This window comes from Aurantiacibacter flavus (assembly GCF_039710615.1).
GTDB classification, from domain to species: Bacteria; Pseudomonadota; Alphaproteobacteria; order Sphingomonadales; family Sphingomonadaceae; genus Alteraurantiacibacter; species Alteraurantiacibacter flavus.
Genome location: NZ_JBDLBR010000010.1, coordinates 1 through 24,852, shown reverse-complemented (window position 1 = coordinate 24,852; position 24,852 = coordinate 1). Strand labels below are relative to the sequence as shown.

Here is a 24,852-nt window from a genome sequence, read left to right as displayed (position 1 = left end):
CAGCGCGATCGGGAATATCCCCCCGATCATGCTGGCAAACTCAGCCGGTGTGACCAGCCCACCGGATCTGGGAAAGGCGGAAAACTCTAGGCCAGAGCGGTCCAAGGTTGGGTAGCAGTGCACTGTCTAATCTGGTCTTCCAAACTCACCAGTTTGAGCAATATGACGATGTCTTGGCTTTTCAAGGTAAGTCCCTCAGTCCTCAGTCCTCAGTCCTCAGTCCTCAGTCCTCAGTCCTCAGTCCTCAGTCCTCAGTCCTCAGTCCTCAGTCCTCAGTCCTCAGTCCTCAGTCCTCAGTCCTCAATCCTCAGCCCTCTGTCCTAGGACCAATATCCACTAAGCTGTAATGCTGTCAAAGACCAAAAATCCTCGAGGTTCAGGCCAAGCAATTGGGATTGCTCATGTCGCCAGTGAATGGCCGCATTTAGGGATGCCGTTTGGTACCTCGAACGGCTCCTCTTAAGTCGGCGTCTGCAGAACTCATGTGATATGGATGCTTCTATTGTTCCGTCAAATGACGACGGCTGGATGAGTGCCGTTCTGTCATATATCGGCCGGGAGAGGTGCCGAGCGCCTTCTTGAACATCGTAACGAAGCTCGGGACACTCTCATAGCCGAGGTCGGCTGCAACCGCCTGAGTGGATGCGCCGTCGGCCATCCATTTCACAGCAAAGACGATTGCGAGCTGCTGACGCCAGCGCCCAAAGCTCATGCCGGTTTCACTGCGCATCAGCCGTTCCAAGGTCCGTTCACTCATGCCGGCGCGTTTGGCCCAGACCTCCAGCGTACCCCTTTCGGCCGGTGCCTCCATCATGGCATTGGCAATCCAGCGCAGACGAGGGTCCGTCGGCATAGGCAGGTGAAGAGTTTCGACGCTCGCAACTGCAAGTTCGTCCAAAAGGACGCCGATCAGGCGGTTGTTGGGCCCGTTTTCCTCATAAAGGAGCGGTAGGTGCACCGCGCGCGTCAGGACTTCGCGCAACAGAGGTGTCACTGAGACAGCGCAGCATTTGACTGGCAATCCACGACTGGCTTCAGGGGATATGAAGGCATTATACCCCTCCATAGCCCCTGTCGTGAGCTTGAGCGAATGAAGCGCCTCGCCGGGGATCCAGATGGCGCTCCCCGGCGGCACGACCCACATGCCGCCCTCAATCTCGCAGCTCAGCGCGCCGCGCTGGACGAGAATGATCTGTCCTTTGATGTGGCGGTGGAAATCGAGTTCTACCCCTCCGAAATCAGACGCCACGAAGCCATAGCAGATGACCGGTCGCGGCACTTCGTCGGGATTGACCCAGTCCGTCTTGTCGGAGATCTCGGTAAGAATCGGCAACCATGTTTCCTTCGCGGATTGGCATTATTGAATAAGAATTTGTCCCAACTTCGGAATGACGTCAACGCCTGCGCCGATTATCCTTTGCCCGTCAGCCGGACATCCGGCACGCAAGGAAAGGATCGCACCTTGAGTTCATTGATTTACGGCCCCGTTGCAAGCACGCCGAATCCCCTCGTCAAAGCGAGCGGCCGTCTCGGTCAGGCGCTCATCAGGTTAATGATGCGGCAGGTTAGCGTCGTTGCGGCAGAAAGACTGGCCGGCCGTTTCAAGTTAATCACGCTCGAAGGTGAGCCGCTCAGGGGCGTGACGTGGATACCGGGACAGAAGATCCAGATCGCCATGGGATCGGCTTTTGTCGCGCGAACCTACACTCCGATCGAATGGAACGCGTCAGCTGGTCGGACTTGCATTCTCGCCTTCGAGCCAGGCCACGGCCCCGGAAGCGACTGGGTTCGGAACATTGAACCCGGCGGTACATGCCACCTGTTCGGCCCTCGAACGTCTCTCGATCCACGCGGGATGAACAGTCCCGTCGCCTTGTTCGGCGACGAAACGTCGATTGGGCTGGCGTATGCGCTGGCTCAAGCGAGGCCGGGACAGGTCACCTGTGTTTTAGAGGTCGACGATGTGCCCGCAACCCGGAAAGTTCTGCGGGACCTTGAGCTTGATCATGCCGAAGTCATTGCGAGGCATCCCGAGGAGGCGCATCTGGATGCCATGAAGTCAAAGCTTCCCTATCTCCTCGCTGCCGGCATGAGCTTCATCCTGACCGGCAAGTCTAGGACCGTGCAGCGCCTGCGCCAAAGCCTCAAGGCATATGGCTGTCCAAGTACGAGCCTTCTCGCCAAAGCCTACTGGGCTCCGGGCAAGTCGGGTCTCGATTAAAGGCACGCAGCACCGCGAAATGCCTGCGGTCACCTGACGTCGTTTGCTCCTATTGAACGAACGGCAGTTTTCGACCCTCTCCATTGACGGTTCGTATGGCAGCTTAGTTGGCGGGTGCTGACGTCAGCTTCGCGCCCTTATTCCGTTGAAAAACTCTCGCTTGCGGTCGGTGTGAAGTCCTGATTCAATCTTCGCAGGCAAGCGGAGATCAGGCTGATGATAGGCGAGCGGACGGTGATGCAGGAGGCGCTGTTCTACAGCTTCCGTATCGAGGACCACGTGCCGGGCGATCACCTGCTGCGCGCGATCGACCGGTTCGTCGATCTGTCTGGTACCCGTGAGCATCTGAAAGCCGTTCTACAGCGAGACCGGGCGACCCTCGATCGATCCCGAGTTGATGATCCGGATGCTGATCATCGGCTATTGCATGGGCATCCGGTCCGAGCGCCGGCTGTGCGAAGAGGTCCACCTGAACCGCGCCTATCGCTGGTTCTGTCGTCTTGATCTCGACGGCGCGGTGCCCGACCACTCCACCTTCTCAAAGAACCGGCATGGTCGGTTCCGCGACAGCGACCTGTTGCGCAAACTGTTCGAGATGACCGTCGAGCGCTGCATGATCGAGGGTCTGGTGGGTGCCGAGGGCTTCGCCGTCGATGCCAGCCTGATCCGCGCCGATGTTCACCGACAGCGTTCGGTGCCAGGAGAAGAAGGTCTTCCGTCCGAAGCGGCGGGCCGCGCTGTCGCCGAGTATCTCGAGGTGCTCGACGATGCCGCGTTCGGCGGGGCGACGCCGGTCACGCCCAAGCGCATCAACCTGACCGACCCAGCATCGCGCTGGACCGCGGCAACGCGCGGGTCGGCCTTTTACGCCTACAGCACCAACTATCTGATCGATCTCGACCACGCGGTGATCGTCGATGTCGAAGCGACTACCGCAATCAGGCAGGCCGAGGTCTTCGCCCAGCGGCGGATGATCGAGCGGACGCAGGATCGCTTCGGCCTGTGGCCCGAGAAGCTCGTCGCCGATACCGCTTATGGCTCGGCCCCGAACCTGGCCTGGCTGATCGAGGATCGAGGCATTGAGCCGCACATCCCGGTGTTCGAAAAATCCGCGCGCAATAACGGCACCTTCGAGCGATCCGCCTTCACCTACGATCATGAGGACGACAGCTATGTCTGCCCGGGTGGCAATCGGCTGCGACGGTCCAATCGCAACTTTAGCACCCCGCGCAGCGGGATCGATAAGGACGGATCAATCCGTTACCGCGCCCGGCAGCAGGACTGTCAGGCTTGCGCCCTGCGGCAGCGTTGCACACCCAACATGCCTGCGCGCAAAGTAACCCGGTCGGTCCACGAAGGGGCACGCGATCTGACCCGCGAGATCACCACCAGCGATGCTTTCCTCGTATCAAGTCGCCAGCGGAAGAAAGTCGAGATGCTGTTCGCTCACCTCAAACGCATCCTGAAGCTGGACCGCTTGCGCCTGCGCGGTCCCAATGGAGCAAAAGATGAGTTCCACCTCGTCGCCGCAGCCCAAAACCTACGCAAGCTCGCCAAGATGCGGCCGATGCCAGGCCTCGCACCCGCCTGAGCCAGACGGCAGGGCCGCTCGCCCCCTGTCAGCTGCGAGTGCCCAACCATTCCAGCGGCGATTTCTTCAACAGAATACGCCTAATTTCAGCCATTCGAAGGCTCGCAGCCTTTTTGCCAAAGCTGCCGTTCCCACGGTCGGTGCCGTGTGGAGCTACGCTGACGTGCCCCCCCTGATTTTCCTCCAAATTGGATTAGAGTCCGGCCCTGATGGAAGGACGGACGAGATGAAGCGAGCGAGGTTTTCAGAAGAGCAGATCATTGGTGTGCTGAAGGAAGCGGAGGCGGGTGCGAAGACCGCCGATCTGGCCCGTCGGCACGGTGTATCTGAAGCGACGATCTACAACTGGAAGTCGAAGTATGGCGGTATGGAGGTTTCCGATGTCCGCCGGCTGACCCGAAGGGCGGCGTAGCCAACGAGCTGGAGAGCGAGAACGCCAAGCTCAAGCGGCTGCTGGCTGATGCGATGCTGGACCAGGCTGCGCTGACCCGAAGGGCGGCGAAGCCAAGATCTTCTGGCAAAAAAGTTCTGACGCCCGCCGCAGAGCCGCAGGCGGCGCATAGCGCCAACCGGGAAGCTGTTGCGCATCTCCAGGCGTGCCACGGGATGAGCGAGCGGCGGGCGTGCCGTGTCATCGATGCTGATCGCAAGAGCGTGCGTTACCGTTCCACCCGGGACGATGACGCCGGTTTGCGTGAGAAGTTGCGCGAGCTGGCCAACCAGCGTCGCCGGTTCGGCTATCGCCGTCTGCACATCCTGCTGCGCCGGGAGGGGATCATGATCAACCGCAAGAAGACCCAGAGGCTCTACAAAGAGGAGGGGCTGGCGGTGAGGCGACGACGCAGCCGCAGACGTGCTGTCGGCACGAGAGCACCTGCTCCGGTGCTGGCGGCTGCCGAACCAGCGCTGGAGCCTCGAGTTGGGCGCTACGCGCCCTTCTTCGCTACGCTTCGAATCCGTTCACGACCAGATGGCTTCGGGCAGGCGGTTCCGGGTGCTCAACGTGGTCGATGACGTGACAAGGGAGTGCCTGGTAGCGGTGCCGGACACGTCGATCTCAGGTCGCCGTGTCGTTCGTGAGCTGACCGAGCTGATCGCCCAGCGTGGCAAACCCGGCATGATCGTCAGCGACAACGGAACCGAGCTCGCCAGCAATGCCGTGCTGGCATGGTGCGGCGAGATAGGCGTCGAGTGGCATTACATCGCGCCCGGAAGGCCGATGCAGAACGGCTATGTCGAAAGCTTCAACTGTCGCATGCGGGACGAACTGCTCAACGAGACGCTGTTCTTGAGCATGGCCCATGCCCGTGTCGAGATCGCTGCCTGGGTGGGTGACTACAATCGGGAGCGACCGCACTCATCCCTTGGCTAGGCTCAGGACCCATTGATTGGCTGAGGGCTATGTGATTGTGCTCTGCAGGCCTTCGGCTCCAGGCTCCGCGAGGAGACTGAGCATAAGCGACCTGTATTGGCTGACAGACGAGCATATGGCGCGTCTTTCGCCCTATTTCCCCAAGAGCCACGGCAAGCCCCGGGTCGATGACCGGCGCGTGCTGAGCGGGATCATCTTCGTCAATCGCAACGGGCTGCGCTGGCGTGATGCTCCCAGGGAATACGGTCCGCATAAGACGCTCTACCACCGCTGGAAACGGTGGGGCGAGATGGGCGTGTTTGGCCGGATGATGGAGGGTCTGTCTGCCCAGAGAGCCGAACCCCAGACCGTCATGATCGATGCGACCTATCTCAAGGCCCACCGCACGGCTTCCAGCCTTGGGGTAAAAAAGGGCCTCGGCCGCCTGATCGGGCGAACCAAGGGCGGCATGAACACCAAGCTTCACGCCGTCACCGACGCCAACGGCCGCCCTTTGAGCTTCTTCATCACGGCAGGCCAGATCAGCGATTACACCGGCGCGGCAGCCCTGCTCGATGATCTGATCTACCCAAGGCGCGGTGGATGCTGGCTAACCGGGGCTATGACGCCGAATGGTTCAGGGATGCGCTCGAGCAAAAGGCATTACGCCTTGCATTCCGGGCCTCAAATCCCGTTCTTTTCGTCAAATACGACAAGCGCCGATACAAACGCCGAAACCGCATCGAGATCATGTTCGGACGCCTCAAAGACTGGCGCCGTGTGGCAACTCGCTACGACCGCTGCCCAACCGTCTTCTTCTCCGCCCTCGCTCTCGCAGCCACCGTGCTCTTCTGGCCGTGATCAACGAGTCCTGAGCCCAGGAAGCGGGATGATCCCCAAAATGTTCGCATCACTGGTCAGGCCGGCGGTCTTCGAACGGTTAAAGCTCAAGCTCCGCCGCGTCTGCCAGACATTTTTGGTAGGAGTGGTTCAATCCTGCAGAAGCGGCAGACCCTTCAGCCCGATTGGCGCGATCAGGTGGTTCGACGACCGGTTACGTCTTGGTAAAATTAATCTGCCGGGAAAGTCTTCATAGCGTAATACCGTCTCGCCACTTGAGCGCCCAACAACTTCACAGGGCGTCAGGGGGCGACAGTGCGTAAAGCCATTATCGTGTTTCTTCTGGCGATCGGGGGGGGGGGCAGCGCCCGCAGGATCGCAGGCGACTGAGCATGGGTACCTCAGCCCCGAACTCCGGCCCGATCTGGTCGAGGTTCTGCCGCCTCCTCCAGCGCCCGATTCGGCGCGGGCTGAGGTCGACCGACGGATATTTCGCGAGAGTCGCAAACTCGAAGGAACGCCCCGCTGGAACCTCGCCACCAGCGACGTGCGCGGCGGCATACTTGAACATTTTTCCTGCGCTCTGGGGGCCCGGCTGGACGAGGAAGATGTGCCTGCGCTGCACCGTCTCCTCGAAAAAGCGGGGAACGACCGGCGCGTGGTCGGCGATGCCAAGCGTCACTACCAGACGAAGCGCCCATGGCTCGATAACGACCTTCCCATCTGTGAAGCGCGGACCGAGCATCTTGCAGGCAATGGCGATTATCTATCGGGGCACGCCGCGCACGGTCAACACGTCGCCATGATCCTTGCCGCGCTGGCGCCCGATCGCGTCACGCAGCTGCTGGCCCGCGGACGGGAATTCGGGGAGAGCCGCTGGGTCTGCGGTTCCCACAGCCAGAGCGCTGCCGAGGCGGGGACGCTGGCCGGCGCAGTCATCTTTGCGGCGGAGATGAACTCGGCGCAATTCCGCAGCGATCTGGAGGCTGCGCGTCAGGAACTTGCCGCGGCGCGTGCCACCGCACCCGCTCCGGAAGGCTGCGGCACCCAATAACGACAACAATATCTCCGCCGGCCGACGGGGCGAGCGGGACACAGCATCGGACGAGAAGCTTGAGCGGCGCGCCGTCGGCGCTGACCGAATCAGAAAGCAGGGATCGATTCAAATGCTTGTGAAGCCAACATCTGTTCGCCGCGCTGCGCGGTTGCTGGGCGGGGCCGCGCTCGTCGCGCTCGCCGCAGGCCCTCTCGCCGCGCAAACTACCCAAGAAATGCCCGGGGAGGATTCGGCGGTCGAAGACGCCCCGGTTGAAGGCGACGTGATCGTCGTCAGCGGCTACGGGCAGGCGCTCGAACGCGCGATCGACATGAAGCGCGACACGATCGGCTTTTCCGATTCGATCGTCGCCACCGATATCGCCGACTTCCCCGAACAGAACCTGTCGGAAGCGCTGCAGCGCGTTCCCGGGGTGACGATCGAGCGTGACAAGGGCCTCGGCACCCGGGTCAACGTGCGCGGTCTGCCGACCGAGTTCACGCACGTGCAGATCAACGATCTGGCGACCGCGTCCGGGTCTGGCGGTCGCGATGTCGAATTTGACATGTTCGCGTCCGAGCTCATCCAGACCGTAACAGTCTACAAGTCGCCGACCGCGGCCCAGGAAGAAGGTGGTATCGCCGGTTCCGTCGCTATCCGCACGGCCCGGCCGTTCGACTACTCGGGGATGCGCGTGGTCGGCTCGGTCGAAGGCGCATACAATTCCATTTCCGAGAAGGTCGATCCGCAGGCATCGCTGCTGGTCAGCAACACCTGGGGCCCGTTTGGTGTGCTGCTGTCGGCAGCTTACGGGCAGCGCACGAACCGCACCGATTCGAACTCCGGCATCAATTTCCGCCCTATCTCGCGCTGGCGCCCGATCGCGGCAACGCGCAGACCGATCAGGCGATCGCCGTGCTGGAGCGTGATGCGGGAATCACGCTCGATCCTGACGACGACGATCAGACCGCCCGTGTCGTCTTCCTCGATAAGGTCGGCGATCGCGTGTACCTCAACGATCAGGAACGCCTCGGCTTTTCCGGGTCGCTGCAATACAAGCCGAACAGTGACCTCAGCGTGACGTTCGACGGTTTCGTCGGGTCCTACGACACGGCGGAGGACGAGTACGACGCCGCCGCCTATTCGGCATCGAGCCGCTCCACGCTCGACGTCATTCACGACTATGACGACACCTCCCTCGCCGATTACGGTATCGTGGTGCTGCGCGATGTTTCCTACACCGCGACCCAGCACGAATTCCTGAGCAAGGAACGCGTCAATGAAACCGATTACCGGCAGTTCGGCGCAGAGCTGAACTGGACCCCGGGCGAATGGTCAATCGATATTCTTGGTGGCTATTCCGGCGCCGACAAGTCGCTCGACTACGCCAACCTCAAGCATGTGGCCTACGCGCCGTCGCGCACCCGCTATACCGAAACCGGCGGCGAGACGATCCCGAGCGACGATCCGAACACGATCGGCATGTACAATTCGCCAACATCCTACCTGTTCGAGGCCTACGAGACGACCTACGAGGAGATCTCGGACGACAAGTATGCCGCGCAAATAGATCTGGGCCGCACCTTCGAGCGTGGCGGCCTGCTGGGCCTCAGCGCCATCAGGGTCGGCGCGCGCTACACCGACAAGGCAAAAGAGCGCAATTACGGCGAAGAGAAGATCCAGGGCCCGACCCGCGGCGACAGCTCCTACGTCAATACCCGCACGTTGGCGGACAGTGAACTGACCGATGTCATCGATATCGTCGGTGGTAAGTCCTACCAGGCGCGCGACCTCGCCTGGCAGCAGGTTTCGAACGAATATGCCCGTGAGTTCTTCCGTCCCGACGGCTTCCTGTCGCCGTTCGACGACGGGGCGTATTACCGGGTCGAGGAAAAGACCTGGGCGGCCTATGCCATGGCCGATTTCGACTTAGATCTGGGATCGGTGCCGGTCTCCATCAACGCGGGCGTGCGCTACGTGAAAACCGACGTACTCTCGTCTGGCTATCTCTCGTCTGGCTATTTCCAGATCCAGAACCCGGACGGCTCCACCGGCTATTCCGAAGAGCCGCAATCGAGCGAGGGCAATTACGACAGGTTCCTGCCGGCGATTAACGCGACAGTCGAACTTGCCGATGGGTTGGTGCTGCGCGGCGCGGCCTCGCAGACGCTCATCCGCCCCGCGCTGACCGATCTCGCCTACAAGCGCACGGCCAGCTTCAACGACTTCCGGTTTACCGACGGCAACCCGAACCTGAAGCCGACCTACGCGGATCAGTGGGAAGCGGGCGCTGAGTACTATTTCGGCTTCGGTGGTCTGCTGGCCGCATCCTATTTCTGGAAGAATATCGAAGGCGTCGTCCAGAACGAGCTGACGGGCGTCGTGCGCGATGTAACCAAGTACAACGCCAACGGCACGGTCGACGGCGTATACGACTTCGACGTCTACCAGCCGGTCAATGCCGAAGGCTCCTACGATGTCAGCGGTGTGGAGCTGGTCGCTGTGATTCCATTCGGGTCGATCATGCCTGCGCTGGAAGGCTTCGGCATAAATGCCAACGTCACCTTCCTCGACAGCTCGCTGACCGGAGAATCGGACATCGACGTACCGAACTCGCCCGTCGGCTTGGCGGACAATGTCTATAACGTTACCGGCTACTACGACAGCGGCCCGCTCCAGGTTCGTCTCAGTTACAACCGTAAGGGCGCGTACGTTGAGCGGATCGAGCGTAACATGTATCCGGTGTATCGCGACGCATACGGGCAGTTCGACTTCGCCGCGAGCTACCAGGTCACGCCCAACTTCCGGCTGGAACTGCAGGCGATCAACCTGGCCGACGAAGCGACCACTGGATACACGATTGATCCGTCGTTCCCGACGACCTACGAGTTTTCGGGAAGCCGCATCAGCCTGGGCCTTCGCGCCCAATTCTGATCGCAAGATCGACGAAAGCCCCCAAGAGTGCACCGCCCAAATCCGGGCGGTGCACTTAGGTCACTCGGCAGCGATCGCAAAGGCCGCATTGTGATTCGCTTCGCCAAGAAGACAATCGTTGCGAGTGGCGCTGTGGGAGCAGGCTGATCCACCGCGGTGTCGAACCTTGGTCCGACATAACGATCCGATGTAAGAGGATGACGCCAATCAGAACCTGGCGTCGATCCCGATGGTGACCGTTCTCGGCCTGAGAGGCGTGCGCTGGTTGCCCTCCGCAACCGAGAAGGGGTTGCCCAAGGAAAACCGGTTCGCCCGGCTGTCGAGCACATTGTCAATGCTCAGCGAAAGGCCCCAGCATTCAAAGTCGGCATGTATGCCCAAGGCCGTGTCGATATAGTTCCCCTGAGGAATATCAAACGGCGCGCTAATACCAAGAAAGGAAGTGCCGATATATTCAACAGATCCGTCTAAAGTGATCTTTGTATCCCCTATCCAAGGCTCGTAGCGACCGGAAAACCGCCAGCCGCGATCAGCAACATTGGGCAGGTTCGCCTCGATTTCGCCCTCGAGCACATTCGTTTGTCGGTCAAGCTCGCCTGTCGTGTAAAAACTTGCGAATCCCAAGCTCACGTCCTGGGCAGGGTTCCACGCAAGATGGGCAGCGACGTAATGAATGCGCGCCGAGCCGACATTTGCGACCACGGGAAAACCTTCGCTGGATACAAGATCCGCCTGGACCCTGCTCCATTTTGAGTAAGAGTACGAAAGTCCACCTGAAAGCAACGAGCGGCCAGAGGTACCGAAACGCATACCAATTTCAGCGGTGCTGACTGCATCGGGCTCGAAGCTTGTTACCTTCGCTTGGTCGCCGGTCCCGGTCAGCTGCTGCGCTCCCGGCCTGTATCCTTGCTGATAACGTACATAGGCAATCCCTCCCTCCAAAGGCTTCCAAGAAATCGCAACGGTCGGCAGAAATCTGATCTCGGGACGCGATGGCTCGGCAGGCGCATCACCCGACGTGACGGTAAATTCGTCAAAGCGTGTAAAGTGAGAGAGCCGCCCTCCGGCCGTCAAAGAGATATCACGCAAAATCGGCAAAGTCGCCTCGCCAAACAAAGCGACGTCCAAAGTTTCCGACTGGATATTGGAGATCATCACCCGTGCATTCTCGGGCCCGAGAAACCGGTTGGTGTCATTAATATTGAAAGCGAGCGAAACGCCCGATACCCAACTCGAAAGGAGGTCAGCGGAACCTGAAATCCGGGTCTCGTGCGTGAGCAGCTTCACTTGAACATCTTCTTCGAAGACGATCGGCACCTGTGTGTCAGGCGGGCTCGCGTCAAAAACCGTAACGATAGGGTGTATATTGTAGGACGTGTTCGATACCAGATTGGCGGTTCCGAGGTCTGCCCGCAGGGTAGCAAATGCCAGACGGTAGTCGTTATCGAAAGGCTGAGCGGCTAACGAGCTGCGTGTTAGCTCGGAAGATCCGGGATAGTCGGTATATTGCCCGTCTTCGCTTGCTGTGTCTTGAGATACGAGGCCCGCATAAATGCTGAAACGCTCATTGAATTCCATGCGAAATGTTGCGCGCCCTCCAGACACACTCGTGCGATTGATGTCAGATAGGTTGCGTTGTACATCGTCGATATAGCCCGGTCGAAGAATGCGATACCCTAGCATGCGAAGGGCCGCCCGATCGCCGATCGGAACATTGGCGACGACGGCGCTATCATTGGCCAACCTGTTGCCAGTCACGCCTAGCGAGGCGGTGCCGCTGAAAGAAAACTCGCCAAGAGTGGGCGCGCGCGGCACCATGCGGATGACACCTCCGAGTGAACCTGCACCGTACAATGTGCCTTGCGGACCCTCGACGATCTCAACCCTATCGATGTCATATAACGCCAAGTCGGGGTCGGGGGCGCTATATGTGAGCCTGCTTTCTCCCAGATACTGGCTTACCGTCGACTGGAGCTGCCCGTTAAAACTGCTGTCGGCGATCCCCCTGATGAATATCTTGTTTCGGCCCGAACCAAGATTGGTGGAGGTGAGATTGGGGAATTCTCGCAGCAATGCTTCGCTGCCACTCCTGCCGAGATACAGACTTCGGGATTCATCAAAGGTAACCACGCGTGACGTGCCCGGAAAATCTGCTTGCCGGACATCCTGTTTGCTTGCGGTGACGATGATCGGTGGTGGTGGCGGGAGCGGTGGAGCGGGCAACGGGGTCGGCTTGGGTGTCGCGGGACGGGGCTGTGCTTGCTCGATGCGGCGGGTGGGGCGGCGGAAGAGTCGCACCACGTTTCCGCGTCCGATACGAAAATCATACCCGGTGCCACGCAACAGTTGGCGCAAGCCCTGTCGGACGGAATAACGGCCTCGCAGCCCCGCGACCCGGATTGAGCGTAGGGCGAGATCGCTGGTGTCGATCGAGACGTTGGCCCGTGTGGCGAAAGATATCAAAGCCGCATTGAGCGGCCCAGCGGGCACGTCGAAGGAAATATCTTGAGCAGTCGCAGGGCAGGCTGCCACCGCGCACATGAGAGGCGCACCGACGGCAAGCCATCTGATACCGCTCACCGATCTTCGACCGACCAGCGCGTCCCGTCAGCTATGATGCTTCCTCCTATCAATTCTTCCAGCCTTTCGCGCAGTGCATTCTGGTCGCCGTTTGTCTGGATCACGCCGGAAAAACGCCTCGAGCGCATTTCTTGCGGAAGCTCGAGTGAGATGCCGGTTGACCGGAATAAATCGTCGGCCACCTGCCGCAGCGGCGTTTGCTCGTAGATAAGCCTGCCGCCAGTCCAGCTGCCAATGGCTGCGGCGGGACTCTGCGAGACTTCGATCCTGCCATTGGTGAGCGTGAGGGTGTCGCCAACTCGAAGATCGACAGTCTCCGCCGGTCCCTCATAACGCACCTCCCCCTCTGATACACCCACGCGGAGTTGGCTATCCGTGCGCACTACATTGAACACGGTCCCGATATCCACCAGGCGCTGCTCGCCCACAACTACGGTGAAGGGATCATTCTCGTCATGGGTGACGGCGAAGCGCGCTTCGCCACGGTCAAGTTCCACCAGCCTCATGTCGCTTTCGTCGAGCATGATACTGGTGTTGCCATTGAGGTGAATTTCGCTTCCATCTGTGAGCGAAACGGTGCGCGTTTCGCCAGCCACGGTTTCAACCTGATATGTGGTGTCCGCGTTCGTGACCAATTGAACTCCGAAAAAGCCTGCCACCGCGACCGAGGCGGCAAGAGCGCCCCAAAGCCATGGGTTTTTTCGGCCGACCTCTTCACGGTCACTGTGTTCGTGCTCGTCGCCTCCGACGAGTTCGGAATCGGGGAAAGACGCCTGCTCCAGCAGAGGTGCGAAATCTGCCTCACCATCGACGACGGCTTCATAAACCTCGTTATGAGCAGGATCGGCATTGAGCCAATCGGTGAACTCGATCCAGACGTCCTCGTCCGCATTCTGCAGCCTAAGGTGCCAGGCAATGGCCTGGTCGATCATCGCGGGATCAGGAGATGCGGACATTGTCGCCCCCCCTTCCCGAGCGTTCCGGAATGCTGCGATCCAGTTCTTCGCGCACAAGCAGAAGTTTTCGATAGGCCCGTTGGAGATGCTTCTCCACCGCGCTCAAGCTAAGACCCAGTGTGGTAGCAATTTCCTTTTGGGAGATACCGTCAAGCCGATACATTTTCAAAATTGTCGCGGTCCGTTCCGGCATTTCGTCAAGCGCCTCATTGACGCGTTCGAGTTGGTCGCGCGCGATTGCGCTTTCTTCGGGAGTGGGGCTCGCATCCCTGTCAAGGTCCAGTCCCGTACGCGCGCGCACCCAATGATCGTCGCGCGCCTGTTGCCGCCGGCGACCTCGGCGGTGATCGTGCAACAGGTTATTCGCCATCTGATAAAGGTAAGCGCGCGGATTGCTCACGGGACCAGTGCGAATGCTGGATAACTTGACATAAAGATCCTGCAACAGATCTTGTACTTCGGCAGGGTCGCATTTGCGAGCCAGCATGAACCGCAACAGATCCGGCCGCATTTCACCAAGCAATCGGGTGAGACCGGAATCGCCTGCACTCGGATCTTCGCTCTCCCGTGACATGCCTTCTCTGTTAGTGCGCCGTGGCCACAGGGGCAACGCATCGCTTGCTCTTTGGCACGCACGAAGGCCGATCGGATCTCTAACCAAGCCTCCTGAACCGGGCCGGACACTCGCGGACGCTATGCAAAGCTGGTCTACGATTTCGGTGGACTGCTGATCTGTGAGGGCGTCGCCAGTCCTTTCGCCGAGGCAACCGGGGCGAAGTCTCATTCGATGGTCCATGTGTCTCGTCCGATTGACGCTGTGCATCGCTGCTGCCTCGGCGGATCCAACCGCCTTTCCTCCATCTGGACGCCACGGGCAGCTCGAACCCGCAAGCCTCAGGTCGATTGTGCAGGAATGGATTGGCCGCTGCGTCTTTGTCACCCGCGTGGCTGCCGACCTCAGGCCTAAAGCCGGCAGTATTGGGTCCAGCCTTTTTGTCCTGTCTTTTTTTGCCAGCTGGTGCGGGTCTGCAAGGCGACCGGCGTCTCTGCAACGACTGGAGACGAAAACATGCCTCAGACCGGAGAAAAAATAATGCGTAAGACCTTCTGCTCGTTCCTTAAGATGTTCGTGTCGGCAGGCGCCTTGCTATCGGCGTCTTCCGCTCTGGCCCAGACTTCGACAGACATCAGGCCTCCGCTTACCACTCCGGACGGACATGACATCTATGCTGGAGACGACGATGATTTTGAGGAAGACCACCTTACCATCGGCGTAGGTGGTATGTATCAGCCGAAGTATCTTGGTGCGAGAGGCTACGAGTTTCAGCCGATACTTGCACTCGACTGGAAGAGCGGCAATTTGTTCGCCAATTTTGAGGACGGGCTCGGCGTCATGGCGATCGATGACGACACCTTCTCCGTGGGCGCCGGCATCGTCCCGATTTTCGATGGCTACGATCGTAAAGACGTTCCAAACGGTTTCAACAAGGTCGATGTTGGCGCGGGTGTGCGGGGCTTTGCCAGCGTCCGACAGGCCGGCTTCGAAGCAACGGCAGGCGTCACCCAGATATTTGTTGGCAGCACGAAAGGGGTGCTCGCCGATTTCAGCATTGCCTACGACATCGAGGTCAATGATCGACTGTTCATATCGCCTTCGGTTGGTGTGACATGGGCAAATGCGAAACACACCAACCGCTTCTATGGGGTCAGCGCGCAGCAGTCCGCGGATTCGGGCTTGCCTGAATTCCGCCCCGGTGCCGGCTTTCTGGATGCGGAAGCTCAGGTGTTCCTGCAGTATCGATTGACGGACCACCTCGGTCTTGGCGTCGGGGGCGGAGTCTCGACACTGCTGGACAATGCCAAGGATAGCCCGATCGTATCGAAAAGGACCGCACCGACCGGCACCGCCTTTCTGACCTATACGTTCTGATTGCATAAAGCATGCAAACAATCCTGTCCTTCCGGCGCCGCCCGGTGGGTCGCGAGGGGCACCCGGGGGTAGAAATTTCTCCTGGTGCCTCTGTCGCGGCTAACGCACCATGGCTCCGGCCAACATTGCACAGCAATGGTGACGCAGAGAGGAGTTCGATCGGAACTCTGCCCGTTCGCGCCGCGCTGCTCATCACGGCCAACTTGCTCACCGCCTGTACGCTGCAACCTGATTATCAGCGGGCAGAGCTCGACGTGCCCGGGGCCTGGGTCAACGGGGCCAGTGCCTCATCCGACGCGCCAAATATCGTCACTATGGCTGGGCAAGATTGGTGGTCACGTCTCCACGACCCATCGATAGACCGGCTGGTCGAGGCCGGGCTCAGCGACAATCCGACGCTGGCCGAAGCAGCCGCGCGAGTTGATCGGGCGCGTGCTCTCGCGACTGGGGCCAATGCCGGGAGGCTGCCGGGCATTACTTTGGAAGGCAGCGCCACCCGGGCCCGTGAAGCGGCCGACCCATCATCCGGACCAAGCGTGCAAAAATCTGCGTCATTCGGAGCGAGAGCAAATTGGGAGGTTGATCTGTGGGGGCGCGTCAGAGAGGGTACGACTGCCGCGCGCCGCCGTCTCGATGCACGAATCGCGGAGGCCAACGGCGCGCGAATGTCGCTTATCGGGGATATTGTCGACAACGCGATTGCGTTGCGAGCCTGTGTTCTGACGCGCAAAGTACTCCAAAGCGATCTTACCTCGCGCGAAGTCGAACTCGGCATCGCGCGCAAGCGCCTGTCCTTCGGAGCCATCGCGCCCGTCGAAGTGGCTGCTGTCCAGAGCAATTTCCTGACCGCCCGTACCCAGCGCATCGCGCAGCAAGAGATGTGTGCCCGGCTGACCAATGCACTGGCAGCGCTAAGCGGACTGGAGGCATCAACCATAAGGGCCGAGTTCGGGAGCGAACCGGTCGCGATGGCTAATCTTAACCTTCTTGAACCCGTCGACTACGACAGGATCCCGATCCCGCCTGAAACCCAACTCGCCCTTCCGGCAACTATTCTGCTTGCAAATCCGGATGTACTTGCGGCTGAGAACGAAGCGGCTGCTCGTTGGGCCGAGGTCGCCGTCGCTCGTGCGGAGCGTTTGCCACGTCTCGATCTTGTCGGAGTGCTCACGGGCCAATGGATTCGCTCATTCGGAGTGGGCACGACTTTCATCAGCAACTCTCTCGGTGCCACGCTTTCAGGGCCGCTCCTAGATGGTGGTGCCGGGGCGGCGAATGTCCGCGTCGCGCAGGCCGGTTATCGCGAGGCAGTAGCGCAGTTGCAGCTCATTGCTCGCACCACGGTGCGCGATCTGGAAGATGCGCTTGCCGCGCGACAGTCGGCAGACTTGCGCGTGCAAACTGCGCAGGAGAGCCTCGAACAGGCGCGTTTCGCGCTCCGCGCCAACTCCGCGCGTTTCGAGGCGGGCGCGATTGCGCAATTCGAGCTCGGAGAAACCCGCAGACAACTCAACCGGGCACAACAGGACGCCATCACCGCGCAGACTGACCGGGCGCAATCGTGGGTGGCGCTCGTGCGGCGCGTGGGGCCCGCTCCTTCCCGGCAATTCACTTCGACGCCGGAAAATGAGAATAGTTTCAATGACTGAAGCGACGATATCAACGCTCGGCGGCTCATCATCCCATAGTCGCAACCTGACCGAATGGACACAAAAGCACGGCCGCAAGATATTAGCGGCGCTGGGAGTGGCTTTGGTTCTGGCCCTCGCGATCTATTTGCTCTTCCTCAGGCCCGGAACCACTCCGACCGCAGCGGGGGAAGCCAGTACAGCACTGACGGTCACGACCGCCACACCGCAACGTACGACCTGGTCGGACAGTGTGACAGGCCGAGGGGTCGTCGCGCCTTGGCAGGAGGCCAGCATCAGCGCGCAGATCGGAAGTTACCAGCTGGTCGATGTGCGAGTGAATGTCGGCGCCTATGTGCGCCGCGGCCAGGTCCTCGCGCGCCTCAATCCAGCTATCCTCCGGGCGGAAGTTTCTGAATTGGAGGCACGTCAGGCGCAGGCAGTGGCCGAGGACCGGCGCGCACGCGGTTTGCAGGAGGTGGGCGGGATTAGCGATCAGGAGGCTCTGCGCTATGCGACCGAAGCGAAGACAGTGGCGGCCTTGCTGGCCGCTAAAAGGCTCGAACTGCAATACACCACGATCCGTGCGCCGGACGATGGCCTGATCAGCGCGCGAGAAGCCACCTTGGGTGCGGTCGTATCTCCGGGCCAGGAACTCTTCCGCCTGATCCGAAGGAACCGCCTGGAATGGCGTGGAGAGATCGCCGCGCGGGATTTCTTGGCAGTTCGCCAGGGACAGACCGTTACCCTGACCCTCCCCGACGGGGGAAGCGCTGAGGCCCGTATTCGCGACCTCGCCCCCTCACTGGACCCGGAGACCCGCCTCGGGATCGTCTATGCCGATATACTTCCTGGCTCTGCGGCACGGGCAGGCATGTACGTCGAGGGTGATATCGCGATGGGCGAATCGGCGGCCCTGACTGTCCCGGCCGAAAGTGTGGTCACACGCGACGGACGCAACTACGTCATGCTGCTCTCACGTGCATCGGGGACGTCGAAGGTTACGCTGCGCGGCGTTACAACCGGCCGCCGCGAGTCTCGGGAAGTTGAGATAACCGACGGCCTTGCTGGCAATGCGATCTTGGTTCGCCGAGGGGCTGCGTTTCTGGACGACGGGGATATTGTAACGATCGCCGGGACAGGAACGAGGCGACCATGAATATCGCCACGTGGTCGATCCGCAATCCCATACCGTCAATTCTGCTGTTCGCGCTCATGGCCATGGCGGGGGCGTTCGCGTTTTTCCGGCTACCCGTCCAGGAACTGCCGGATATCAACCTACCTTTGGTAGCGGTATCTGCCGAATTACCCGGAGCATCGCCGTCGCAGCTCGAAACAGAGGTGGCGCGGCCGATCGAGGACGCCGTGGCTGCGCTGGAAGGGCTAAGGCAGATCAGAACAACGATTACCGGCGGCAACGTCCAGGTCGACGCCGAGTTTACGCTCGAAACGACTTTGTCCGATGCGCAGACGCGCACCAAGGATGCTGTCGATTCGATCCGGTCGGAGCTGCCTTCTGATCTGCTTCCACCAACGGTGACCTCCACCAATTTTGCCGAGGATCCCATCTTGATTCTGGCGGTCCAGTCGAGCCGGATGAACGAGACGGACCTCAGCTGGTTTGTGGATGACCCACTGTTTCGCACCATTCGCGCAGTCTCAGGCGTCGGGAGGGTAGAGCGTGTTGGGGGAGCCGAGCGCGAAGTCGAGGTCGTCATAGATCCCGTCCGTCTCTCGGGCATCGGGGCGACCGTCGACGATGTGTCCCGTGCCCTTCGACAGATGCAGCAACAATCGTCGGGCGGCAGAGGCCAAATCGGAGGGGAAGAACAGGCGATCCGCACGGTCGCGTTGGCTGACCAGGCTTCTGAACTGGAGGCGCTACCGATCCTGCTGTCGAACGGGACAACTGTGCGTCTCGATCAGGTAGCGACGATCCGCGATGGCAACGCCGAGCGCGAGCAGGTCGCATTGCTGGATGGTCAGCCGGCAGTCGGTTTGAACATCTACCGCGCAAGCGGGGCCAACGAAGTCAAAGTCGCTCACAGCATCAGGACCGCCTTGGACGAGCTCAAAGCGCGTACGCCAGGGTTGACCCTTACCCACGTCGGGGGCTCGGTCGACCAGACGACCGAGCAATACGATGCGTCGATGGCGATGCTATATGAAGGCGCCTTCCTGGCGATCTTCGTGGTGTGGATTTTCCTGCGCGACTGGCGCTCGACACTCGTTGCAGCGACAGCACTTCCTCTTTCGATCCTGCCGACCTTTGCCGCCATGTACTGGTTCGGCTTCACTTTGAATACGCTGACCCTTCTCGCTTTAGCCGTCGTGACCGGAATCCTGGTCGACGACGCGATTGTCGAGATCGAGAATATCGAACGCCATCGGCGCATGGGCAAAGCTCCGATCGAAGCCACCAAGGACGCCGTCAACGAAATCGCAAAGGCGGTAATTGCCACCACCTTCAGCCTGGTGGCCGTGTTTTTGCCCACCGCCATGATGTCGGGATACGCCGGCTTGTTCTTCACACCTTTTGGCTGGACTGCGGTTGTTGCAGTGCTGTTCTCGCTTCTGGTTGCGCGCCTGCTTACACCCATGATGGCCGCGTATTTCCTTAGGGGGGAGGGATATACCGAGTCCGAAAAGTCCCGTCGCGCCCAAGAACGCCTTTATCTCTCCAAGGTTCGCTGGTGTCTCGCGCATCCCAAAACCGCCATCACCGCAACGCTCGTCTTTCTGGCGGCTTCCGTTGGCTTGGTATTCTTCATACCGGCCGGCTTCCTGCCGCCGGACGACGGCGACTGGACAGAGATGTCGATTGAGTTGCCGCCTGGAACCGCGTTGCAAACCACGCTCGAAGCAAGCGAAGATGTCCGCTTGGCGCTGACGGACGTAGACGGGATCGAGCACGTCTTTGCGAGGGTTGGTCAGTCAGAACCGTCGACGTCAGGCGAAGTGCGTCAGGCGTCACTGGCGCTCGTGCTTGCGCCGCGAGGGGAGCGCCCGTCCAAGTCTGAGGTGCAGGTTGCCATTCGCGAGAGTGTCGCAAGAATTCCCGGTATCCGCTCATCTGTCGGAGACGGTGGCGGCGAGAAACTTGAATTGCTCCTGACCAGCGATGACCTGCCTGCGCTCGATCGTGCGGCGCAAAGTGTCGTTCGCGAACTGCGTGCGCTCGATGGGCTGACCAATATCAATTCAACGGCCAGCGCCGAAAGGCAGGAGATCGTTATCCGCCCCGACCTCCAGCGTGCGGCGGAGCGCGGCGTCACGACCGAGGCGATCGGCGAGGTCGTACGTATAGCGACGAGGGGCGACTTCGACGTCGAGGTGGGTCGCCTCAACCTCGATAGGCGACAGGTTTTTATCCGGGTTCGGCTCAAGGAAGGCGTGCGCCAGGACCTTACCGCCATCGCGGATCTGCGCGTTCAGGGCAAGGACGGCCTTGTTACGCTGGGAAGCATCGCCGAGATCTCTCTGGAGAGCGGCTTGTCGAGGATCGATCGATACGATCGCAAGCGATACGTTTCCGTGACCGCCGACCTTGATGACATGGCGCAAGGGGACGCGGTCGCAGATGCCGAAACGCTACCGGCAGTGTTGGCTCTGCCGGCGACCGTATCCCTCGTGCCGGAAGGCGATGCGCAAATTGGCGATGAGATCACTGCCAGCTTCCTGCTTGCGATCGCCGCTGGCATTGTCTGCATCTACTGCGTTTTGGTCCTTCTCTTTCGCGACTTCTTTCAGCCATTCACCATCCTGTCGGCCTTGCCGCTCTCCATCGGTGGCGCGTTCCTGGCTTTGTTCGTGACCGGAAGTTCGCTGGTGCTGACGGCGATGATCGGTCTGGTCATGCTGATGGGAATTGTTGCAAAAAATTCGATCCTGCTCGTGGAATACGCAATTCTGGCAATTCAGGACCGCGGGCTGTCGCGTACGGAAGCCTTGCTGGAGGCATGCCGTATGCGGGCGCGGCCAATCGTCATGACAAGCGCTGCGATGATAGCCGGTCTGACGCCGATTGCACTCGGCATCGGATTCGATGCGAGCTTCCGCCAGCCACTCGCCATTGCGGTGATAGGCGGATTGGTAACCTCAACATTGCTCAGCCTGCTGGTCGTGCCGGTAATCTTCGAAGTGGTTGATGATTTGGAGCGACGCATTCGCACGCTTCTCGGTCCTGTTTTTCCGCAACCAGTGCACAAGGAATATGCGACGACATGATATACTCCTCGCTCTTCGCAATCGCCCAATTGTCCGATCCGAATGGCTTGTCGATCGAACACGTTCGACAAGCGCTTGAACTACCACCTGGAGTACTGGTGGACCAAGAAATGGTGGTTGCCGATGTTCCAAGCACAGACCTGGATTTGCAGCCTGTCGAACAGGAAGAAGGTTCGGCAGCCGACCAGGAGATAGGCCCTTCAAAAGCGGCCGACGAAACAGCGGTCATCGTCGTTACGGTCGATCAGTCGACGGCGAGAATCGATCCGCTTCAGGACGCAAACAGGACATCGTACGAAGTCGTGCGTTCGGTCGATGAAGCCGTGACCGGACCGCTGGCCCGCGAATACAAGAAAACCATTCCTGAACCGGTCCGCGACGGCTTGCGCAACTTCTTGAGCAATCTGGCTGAGCCGGTTGTGGCCGTCAATTACCTGTTGCAGTTAAAGCCCGGCAAAACGCTTGAAACCGTCGGGCGATTTGCCGTCAATACCACAGCGGGCGTCGGAGGCCTGTTCGATGTCGCAAGGCGACGTCCTATCAATCTGCCGCGTAGAGAGAACGGCTTTGCGAACACTTTGGGTTACTATGGCGTCGGACCGGGGCCCTATATGTACCTTCCCCTGATCGGCCCAACCACAGTCCGCGACTTAGTGGGTCGGGTAGGCGATGTTTCGCTCGTGCCTCTGACCGTGGGCGGTCCTTTTCGTGACGCGTCCGTCGTGGCGCCGGCGACCATGATTAGATTGATCGATCAGCGCGCGGAAGCCGATGAATCTATCGAGGCGAGCAGGGCCGAAAATGCCGATCCCTACTCGTTCATCCGCTTCGAATATCTGAAGCAGCGCGAGGCCCAAATCGATGAGCTCAAGGGCATCGAGCGGATGGAAGACTGAGCGAGCGGAGGCTCAATTACAAGCTGCAAGGCAGCGCGTGCGCGGTGCGGCTTTTGTCCTCGACTGGCGTCTTAAGGGAGTCGCCGCGTCGATGAAAGCCTGGGTCAGCTGATCGTCGATCCGAACATTCGGGACCGGACATCCGGTTGCGCAACGCAGCACCGAAATAGTGAGAGAGACATGGAACCAACAGACAATCCGCGAAAGAACCATCCCATTGAACGCCGCAGCTTCCTCGGCGGTGCAGCTGTACTCGGCGCGGGATTGTCAGCACCCGCAATGGTTTCCTGCGCCGCAGCGACGGACGCAACCGACATCGCGACGCGCGATCAGGACCTGAAGTTCATCGCGACGGAAGAGACTTATACCACCGAAGAGCTGATGGCGGTGAACGCAATCAACCAAGACCACATCGAGTATCTTCGCGAGATTGGCCTTCCCGAACTAGGACCCAAACGTATCGCCGACATGAATGCGGCGGGTATCAACGTCCAAATTCTCTCCGCTCACACGCCCGGCGCACAAGAGCTTCCCGGTCAAGAAGGGATCGACCTAGCCAACCGTCTCAACAGAATGATCGCCGAGGGCCCGATGGCGAGAAATCCAGGTAGATATCAGGCCTACGCAACGCTGCCACTGCTCGAGCCTGAAGCATCGGCGGACGAACTCGAGAGGGCGGTCAAGGATGATGGTTTCGTGGGCGCGATGACCAACGGTTTTATTGGAACGAAATTTCTCGACCATCCTGACTTCGAACCGGTTCTGGCCCGCGCCGAAGCGCTGGCGGTACCTATCTACCTGCATCCAGGATATCCTCCTAACCAGGTATTCGACATCTATTACAAGATCGGACGACCGGAATATAACGAAGAGTATCAAGATTATATTTTCAGTGGCTCGGGGTATGGATGGCATCAGGAGACACTGACCCAGTGCCTCCGCCTGATCATGACCGGGGCGTTCGACAGGTTCCCAAAATTGCAGATGATTATTGGCCATATGGGCGAAGGTCTTCCGTTCTATTACGAGCGGATCGTCGGAGACCTTGGCGACTCCACGCTGAACGCTCTAAACAAGCCACTGGGGGACTATTTCAGCGACAACTTCTGGTATACGACCAGCGCGTTCTTCCAGGATGAACTGCTGCAACTCCTGCTGAAATACATCAGCCCTGACCGAGTGATGTTCGGTACCGATTATCCCTTTGCAGACATGAAAGAGGGAACGGACTGGTTTCGGGCCGTGGATTTGCCGCGCGATGTCAAAGAGAAGATCGCTTTTCGCAACGCCCAAAAGCTTTTTGGCATCGAAGTCTGAAGTCGTGAACGGCGCCGCAGGCCAATGCGGCGCCGTGTCTTCGGAAGACTGGACATCGATCTGCCTCACTCTCGGGCATAGGGCCACTTTCCAGTCCCGAGCAACCGTCTCTCTTTAGTCCCAGACCGGGTGCACCTCGTATCCCTGACCTTGCTTCTCCGTTCATACAGGGCCCGCCAGCGCATGGAAAAACGACCCTTCTCGCTCTGTGTGAAGCGGTCAGCGCGTTTTGTTGTGCGGTTGCAGTGCGGTGGCGGCGTCTAGCGGCAAAAGCAGTTGCAAGGCGCCTTGATGTCTCAGCCAATTCTCCTTCCGCTCCGCGGTGATACCATTCCCCTTTTGCCTCAGGACTACCGTCCGAATTTCAGCTGGATTCAGACGCTCACGTTGGTCCTCTCGCTTCTGGTCATTGCCGCAGCAATCTATCAAATGCGCGCGGTCGAGCCGCGAGAGATCGTCTCGTTGGTGCCTCAGAGCCCTGCCTTCTGGATGCTGTTCGCTCTCGGCGTCATGACCGGGCCTTTGAGCGAGTACTTCATCTTCAACCGTCTGTGGCACGTGAAAAGCGCCGCACTGGGCGCTTTGACCCGCAAGCTCGTCTATAATGAATTGCTGCTCGGCTACCTTGGAGAAGCATGGTTCTATGCCTGGGCACGCAAGAACTGCCGCCTCGAAGGCTCGCCCTTCGGTGCCGTCAAGGATGTCGCCGTCCTCTCGGCGGTGGCCGGCAACGGGATGACTCTGGTCCTGGTCTTGCTTGCGATCCCTTTTTTGGAGGTACTCCCGCTAGGCGAATACGGCGATGCCGCCGCATGGTCTCTAGTCTTCGTAATGGCTACGTCCCTTGCGATCATGATCTGGCGCAAGTCGTTGTTCTCGCTGACGCGCAAGGAATTGTGGTCAGTCTTCGCGGTCCATATCGGCCGGATTATCATCACGACCGTCATATCTGCGACGCTGTGGCACCTGGTTCTGCCAGACGTTTCGATAGGCTGGTGGTTGAGCCTCGCAGCCATCCGACTGCTGATCTCGCGCCTTCCGTTCATGCCCAACAAAGACATCTTTTTCGCGGGCGTCGCCGTTCTGGTTGTGGGGCAGGAAACGCAGATTTCCGAACTTATGGCGATGATGGCCGGGCTCATTCTGTGCGCCAATCTGTGCCTTGGCTTGGGGCTGGCCATTTCCGACTTGATCAAAGGAGAGCGTCGCCTTGTTATTGCTGCCTAGGCGGCGTGGACAAATTGGTGACTGTTGGCTTTCGCGCGTGTAGTCTTGCTTCGTGATCCATAATGTGCGCTTCACAGCCGCCATATTGGCTGGCCTTGCTACGCCTTCTGCCGCTTTA

At 59.9% G+C, this 24,852-nt stretch carries 15 protein-coding genes and 4 pseudogenes; 14 read left to right on the top strand and 5 right to left on the bottom strand.

The window, feature by feature from the left end; genetic code table 11:
• Window positions 1-499 precede the first annotated feature (499 nt).
• Window positions 500-1,333: an AraC family transcriptional regulator gene (locus ABDJ38_RS16595; RefSeq protein ID WP_346786250.1), complete on the bottom strand. Its 834-nt coding sequence runs from the start codon at window positions 1,331-1,333 to the stop codon at window positions 500-502.
• 27 nt (window positions 1,334-1,360) lie between these two features.
• Here ABDJ38_RS16595 and ABDJ38_RS16590 point away from each other — a divergent pair, with 27 nt between their 5' ends.
• On the top strand, window positions 1,361-2,221 hold the full coding sequence (locus ABDJ38_RS16590) for a siderophore-interacting protein (RefSeq protein ID WP_346786249.1): 861 nt from the start codon (window positions 1,361-1,363) through the stop codon (window positions 2,219-2,221).
• Window positions 2,222-2,344: 123 nt separating this feature from the next.
• Here the strand turns inward: ABDJ38_RS16590 and ABDJ38_RS16585 are convergent, their stop codons facing one another.
• Window positions 2,345-2,566 carry a hypothetical protein gene (locus ABDJ38_RS16585; protein ID WP_346786251.1) on the bottom strand — a complete coding sequence of 74 codons (222 nt, stop codon included), beginning with the start codon at window positions 2,564-2,566 and terminating at the stop codon, window positions 2,345-2,347.
• Between ABDJ38_RS16585 and ABDJ38_RS16580 the strand changes: the two are divergent.
• From ABDJ38_RS16580 to ABDJ38_RS16555, 6 genes and pseudogenes are all read left to right on the top strand, one after another.
• Window positions 2,459-3,812, top strand: a pseudogene (locus tag ABDJ38_RS16580) (transposase). The gene ABDJ38_RS16585 and the pseudogene ABDJ38_RS16580 sit on opposite strands and share 108 nt — an antisense overlap.
• A 226-nt stretch (window positions 3,813-4,038) precedes the next feature.
• Window positions 4,039-5,181 (top strand): annotated as a pseudogene (locus tag ABDJ38_RS16575) (IS3 family transposase); the annotation flags it as partial.
• Between the two features lie 85 nt (window positions 5,182-5,266).
• A pseudogene (locus tag ABDJ38_RS16570) lies at window positions 5,267-6,024 on the top strand (IS5 family transposase).
• Between the two features lie 589 nt (window positions 6,025-6,613).
• Window positions 6,614-7,057: a phosphatase PAP2 family protein gene (locus ABDJ38_RS16565; RefSeq protein ID WP_346786248.1), complete on the top strand. Its 444-nt coding sequence runs from the start codon at window positions 6,614-6,616 to the stop codon at window positions 7,055-7,057.
• A gap of 112 nt (window positions 7,058-7,169) precedes the next feature.
• Window positions 7,170-7,625: pseudogene (locus tag ABDJ38_RS16560) on the top strand (TonB-dependent receptor plug domain-containing protein); the annotation flags it as partial.
• A gap of 329 nt (window positions 7,626-7,954) precedes the next feature.
• Window positions 7,955-9,973, top strand: coding sequence for a TonB-dependent receptor (locus tag ABDJ38_RS16555; protein WP_346786247.1), 2,019 nt, complete (start codon window positions 7,955-7,957; stop codon window positions 9,971-9,973).
• 207 nt (window positions 9,974-10,180) lie between these two features.
• Here the strand turns inward: ABDJ38_RS16555 and ABDJ38_RS16550 are convergent, their stop codons facing one another.
• Genes ABDJ38_RS16550 through ABDJ38_RS16540 form a run of 3 tightly spaced genes read right to left on the bottom strand, consistent with a single transcriptional unit; the run spans window position 10,181 to window position 14,083 of the window.
• On the bottom strand, window positions 10,181-12,553 hold the full coding sequence (locus tag ABDJ38_RS16550) for a TonB-dependent receptor (protein WP_346786246.1): 2,373 nt from the start codon (window positions 12,551-12,553) through the stop codon (window positions 10,181-10,183).
• Window positions 12,550-13,509 (bottom strand): FecR family protein, encoded by a 960-nt coding sequence (locus tag ABDJ38_RS16545; protein ID WP_346786245.1) that lies wholly within the window; start codon window positions 13,507-13,509, stop codon window positions 12,550-12,552. Before ABDJ38_RS16545 ends, ABDJ38_RS16550 begins: the two co-directional genes overlap by 4 nt.
• Window positions 13,493-14,083, bottom strand: coding sequence for an RNA polymerase sigma factor (locus tag ABDJ38_RS16540; protein ID WP_346786244.1), 591 nt, complete (start codon window positions 14,081-14,083; stop codon window positions 13,493-13,495). The genes ABDJ38_RS16545 and ABDJ38_RS16540 overlap by 17 nt, the downstream gene beginning before the upstream one ends.
• A gap of 519 nt (window positions 14,084-14,602) precedes the next feature.
• Between ABDJ38_RS16540 and ABDJ38_RS16535 the strand changes: the two genes are divergently transcribed.
• The 7 genes from ABDJ38_RS16535 to ABDJ38_RS16505 all read left to right on the top strand — a co-directional run bounded on the left by ABDJ38_RS16535 (window position 14,603) and on the right by ABDJ38_RS16505 (window position 24,734).
• Entirely contained in the window at window positions 14,603-15,439 is an 837-nt protein-coding gene (locus ABDJ38_RS16535; protein WP_346786243.1) for a MipA/OmpV family protein, read from the top strand.
• Between the two features lie 125 nt (window positions 15,440-15,564).
• A complete protein-coding gene (locus ABDJ38_RS16530; protein WP_346786242.1) occupies window positions 15,565-17,088 on the top strand; it encodes an efflux transporter outer membrane subunit in 1,524 nt (507 codons plus the stop codon).
• Entirely contained in the window at window positions 17,081-18,226 is a 1,146-nt protein-coding gene (locus ABDJ38_RS16525) for an efflux RND transporter periplasmic adaptor subunit (protein ID WP_346786241.1), read from the top strand. Before ABDJ38_RS16530 ends, ABDJ38_RS16525 begins: the two co-directional genes overlap by 8 nt.
• The gene (locus tag ABDJ38_RS16520; RefSeq protein ID WP_346786240.1) at window positions 18,223-21,294 is read left to right on the top strand and encodes an efflux RND transporter permease subunit; all 3,072 of its coding nucleotides are present in this window, start codon (window positions 18,223-18,225) and stop codon (window positions 21,292-21,294) included. Before ABDJ38_RS16525 ends, ABDJ38_RS16520 begins: the two co-directional genes overlap by 4 nt.
• Entirely contained in the window at window positions 21,291-22,190 is a 900-nt protein-coding gene (locus ABDJ38_RS16515) for an MlaA family lipoprotein (RefSeq protein WP_346786239.1), read from the top strand. Before ABDJ38_RS16520 ends, ABDJ38_RS16515 begins: the two co-directional genes overlap by 4 nt.
• A gap of 180 nt (window positions 22,191-22,370) precedes the next feature.
• Window positions 22,371-23,507 carry an amidohydrolase family protein gene (locus ABDJ38_RS16510; RefSeq protein WP_346786238.1) on the top strand — a complete coding sequence of 379 codons (1,137 nt, stop codon included), beginning with the start codon at window positions 22,371-22,373 and terminating at the stop codon, window positions 23,505-23,507.
• 291 nt (window positions 23,508-23,798) lie between these two features.
• Window positions 23,799-24,734 (top strand): hypothetical protein, encoded by a 936-nt coding sequence (locus ABDJ38_RS16505; RefSeq protein WP_346786237.1) that lies wholly within the window; start codon window positions 23,799-23,801, stop codon window positions 24,732-24,734.
• The last annotated feature ends 118 nt before the right edge of the window (window positions 24,735-24,852 follow it).

Bases quoted from the DNA above. Each gene is read 5' to 3' on its own strand.
- ABDJ38_RS16585 (WP_346786251.1), bottom strand. From the start codon at position 2,566: ATGCTCACGGGTACCAGACAGATCGACGAACCGGTCGATCGCGCGCAG.
- ABDJ38_RS16515 (WP_346786239.1), top strand. From the start codon at position 21,291: ATGATATACTCCTCGCTCTTCGCAATCGCCCAATTGTCCGATCCGAAT.
- ABDJ38_RS16540 (WP_346786244.1), bottom strand. From the start codon at position 14,083: ATGTCACGGGAGAGCGAAGATCCGAGTGCAGGCGATTCCGGTCTCACC.
- ABDJ38_RS16520 (WP_346786240.1), top strand. From the start codon at position 18,223: ATGAATATCGCCACGTGGTCGATCCGCAATCCCATACCGTCAATTCTG.
- ABDJ38_RS16535 (WP_346786243.1), top strand. From the start codon at position 14,603: ATGCGTAAGACCTTCTGCTCGTTCCTTAAGATGTTCGTGTCGGCAGGC.
- ABDJ38_RS16510 (WP_346786238.1), top strand. From the start codon at position 22,371: ATGGAACCAACAGACAATCCGCGAAAGAACCATCCCATTGAACGCCGC.
- ABDJ38_RS16525 (WP_346786241.1), top strand. From the start codon at position 17,081: ATGACTGAAGCGACGATATCAACGCTCGGCGGCTCATCATCCCATAGT.
- ABDJ38_RS16545 (WP_346786245.1), bottom strand. From the start codon at position 13,509: ATGTCCGCATCTCCTGATCCCGCGATGATCGACCAGGCCATTGCCTGG.
- ABDJ38_RS16505 (WP_346786237.1), top strand. From the start codon at position 23,799: ATGTCTCAGCCAATTCTCCTTCCGCTCCGCGGTGATACCATTCCCCTT.